Source organism: Mesorhizobium tamadayense (genome assembly GCF_003863365.1).
GTDB classification, from domain to species: domain Bacteria; phylum Pseudomonadota; class Alphaproteobacteria; order Rhizobiales; family Rhizobiaceae; genus Mesorhizobium; species Mesorhizobium tamadayense.
This window is the reverse complement of sequence record NZ_RQXT01000126.1, coordinates 1-2,629: the sequence shown is the minus strand read 5'-3', so window position 1 is coordinate 2,629 and position 2,629 is coordinate 1. Positions and strand designations below refer to the sequence as shown.

The following is a 2,629-nucleotide window of genomic DNA, read 5'->3' as shown; positions in this document are numbered from 1 at the left end:
GCCTCGATGAATTCGATGCCGTCATCGCCGCCGAAATGCCGGCGCTTGTAGTCCCACCAGTCCGGATTGCCGACAGGGTGGCATTGCTCCGAATAGGCGACGAGCGCGCGGGCGCCCTCGGCGAGTTTGCCGTTGGACATGATGTAGACGCCCTCGTCGCCGACCAACCAGAGGCCGGGCCGTTCGCCCTCACCGGGCCTCGTCCCATAATAAGGATTGCGGAAGCCGCCATTGGCGGCGGCATCGGCAATGCCGCGATCGATCACCTTGCGGACGGCAAGGATGGGAAAGGTAAACATCGCCCCACCTCACGCCGCCGCCTGGATCGGGAGATGGCGCAGATGCACCGGCAGCTTGGCCGCGATCTCATCATCGGTGAGCTCGTCGAGCAGCTTCAGCATGGTGCCATGCCGGCTGCCATAACAGAGCACCGTGCGCTTGCCGCGATGCTCCGGTGGCCAGCGGTTCCCGGCATAGCCACGGTACTCGTCGTGCGTGGCGCTCCAGATATGCTCCAGCCGCTCTTCGCGCGTCATCGCCTTCACCGGCCAGGACTCGCGCTCGACGATGGCATCGCGCATTTCGGCAGGCGATCGCACCACATTCAGATCGCAATAGGCATGGAAGTACCGGATCCGGCCGTCGATGCGCAGCGTGTAGAAGATGCTGGTGATGCTGTCGGTAAGGAACTCGCGCAGCGCGAACATCCCGCCTCGCATCCAGAGCGGTGGCAGGATCTCCAGCATGTAGTCGTGCTCGACGCGGCCGACTTGAAACCACTCCCCGCTATAAAGAGATCCGGCATCGACGTGCTCCCGGTCCGGGCGCTGCGCATGGCGGTCGAACAAACGGAACATCTGCCGGCGGTCGGCAATGCCCTGGCAGACTTTACGCTTGGGAGAAAAGGGGTTCATCGGCGGGCTCCTTCAGCCTCGTCGGGCCTGAGCGCGGCGCACCCTCGTGGGTGCCCATCATCTTCAGCCCTTCATGACCCCTCCTCTGCGGCCGCCTCTCCGTCCGGGCGGGTCAAGGGCCGGCGCAGCCGGGCGAAGCTTCACCCTTGCACGCGACCGGCGGGCATGCGGCAGCCGGGTTTGCTTTCCTTTCTCCTTCTTGTCCTCCCCAATTTGGCGGTGCGAACCGGTCATGCCGGCGTGGCCGCACCCGTTCTAGCTGACATGAGCATGGCAAAGCGCGGCACGGCGATCTTCAATCCTGTCCTGGCGTTTGAGTGATCGGCGCCGTCAGGCGGATCCCGCGTCCTGCAGCATCGCGTTCCAGTCGTCGGCGAGCGGCCTCAGCCGCTCAAAGTCGCAGGCAAGCTCGCCGGCAAGCTCACGCAGCCTCGACACGAATGCCTCGCCTTGCGGGTTGGCGTCTGTGGCCGCGACAAGCCGCGTGTTCGGCCGTCCCCCCACAAGGCGAAGAGCCGTGTCCGTCGCCGGCGACCAACCGCCGCCGGTGCTGGTATACAGCGTGTCGCGCCGTATCCGCTCGATCGCGGCCAGGCTCATGGCGTCGATCGCCGCTTCGGTGACGCAGATGCGGGTGGCTGTCGCGGTACCGAACCGGAACAACATCTTGCCGCCTCCAGCCGCAAAACCACGCCATTGCGGGCCGCGCTCCTCCCAGCCAGTGACAATACCGGCCGCGTCGCTGTGGGCGGCCCACATGCTGCCGCGCGGCCCTTCTCTCAGAACGTTCTGAGCGATCGCTATCCGGATGACCTGTTCGGGAATGTGTCGCTCATCGCGCAGATAGCGCCAGGTCGCCGACCCGCGCCACGGCTTGCGTCGCGCCACCCATCGTTCCGGGACGGACTGGTCGGGCTCGGGCTCCCGGGACTGCCGTCTCCATTCTGGCTCGCTCGGCACGAATCCCACAAGCGACGCTACCTGCACGAAGGCTTCCAGGAAATCGCCGCCGTCCAGATGCCGCACCAGCGAATAGACATCGCCCTTTGCGTCCGACAACGGGTCGAACCATCCCTTGCCGTCATGGATGACGATGATGATTTCATCGCCACGGCGGTATTTGACCGCTTTGCGGGTGCTCTCCTTGAGGTCGACTGCGAAGCCGCCGGTCTCCAGCACAGCCGCACAGCCGACCCGGCCGCGCAGCTCTTCTATATCCTTCTTTTCCATTCTTCTCTCCCGGCAATTTCCGGCTGGCCCTTTTTCAAAGTCTATCTCTTCCACACAATTCGCTGAACACTCCGCGGCCGCCGCGAAGAGCAAAGGGCGCAAGGGCGCGGCTTCCGCCGCGGCGCAGCCTACCTTGCGGCCTGCCGCTCGCAAGCGGCACGCCGTGGCCAGGAGACCGGTTCAATGAACCGGTCGACCTCCTGTGTATGGGCAGTATTCGCAGATCGCCTCGACCTCGTCGCCATCGAGATCTTCGGCAGGACGAACGCCGTACTGGTTGTCATCGACCTTGAACAGGATGACCGGCGTCATCAGGGTGCGAGCGAGGTTCCAGGCGTGGCTCTGAGCGAGGCTGAGTTCGTGCGACATTTGTTTGGCTCCGTGGTCGCGGGGACCATCCCCCGCTCGACAGGCGCCCGTCGGGTCCAGCCGGGACCGCGATCATCGCGATGGCGAAGCCGTGAGCGACGGCACGCTTTGCGTAG

Annotated in this window: 4 protein-coding genes; all 4 read right to left on the bottom strand. The window is 65.0% G+C overall.

Translation table 11 applies throughout. The annotated features are described in order from the left end of the window. The coding region (locus EH240_RS36670) for a DUF3085 domain-containing protein (protein ID WP_148101175.1) at positions 1-299 on the bottom strand (299 nt) is incomplete at its 3' end. A 9-nt stretch (positions 300-308) separates the two neighbouring features. After that, a complete protein-coding gene (locus tag EH240_RS36665; RefSeq protein WP_125007202.1) occupies positions 309-914 on the bottom strand; it encodes a DUF1419 domain-containing protein in 606 nt (201 codons plus the stop codon). 330 nt (positions 915-1,244) lie between these two features. Continuing rightward, positions 1,245-2,144 carry a DUF3991 and toprim domain-containing protein gene (locus EH240_RS36660; RefSeq protein ID WP_125007201.1) on the bottom strand — a complete coding sequence of 300 codons (900 nt, stop codon included), beginning with the start codon at positions 2,142-2,144 and terminating at the stop codon, positions 1,245-1,247. Positions 2,145-2,324: 180 nt separating this feature from the next. Further along, the gene (locus EH240_RS36655; RefSeq protein ID WP_125007200.1) at positions 2,325-2,513 is read right to left on the bottom strand and encodes a hypothetical protein; all 189 of its coding nucleotides are present in this window, start codon (positions 2,511-2,513) and stop codon (positions 2,325-2,327) included. Between the last annotated feature and the right edge of the window lie 116 nt (positions 2,514-2,629).

Excerpts from the sequence above, each read along its gene's own strand:
- EH240_RS36665 (WP_125007202.1), bottom strand. The coding sequence starts at position 914 with ATGAACCCCTTTTCTCCCAAGCGTAAAGTCTGCCAGGGCATTGCCGAC.
- EH240_RS36660 (WP_125007201.1), bottom strand. The coding sequence starts at position 2,144 with ATGGAAAAGAAGGATATAGAAGAGCTGCGCGGCCGGGTCGGCTGTGCG.
- EH240_RS36655 (WP_125007200.1), bottom strand. The coding sequence starts at position 2,513 with ATGTCGCACGAACTCAGCCTCGCTCAGAGCCACGCCTGGAACCTCGCT.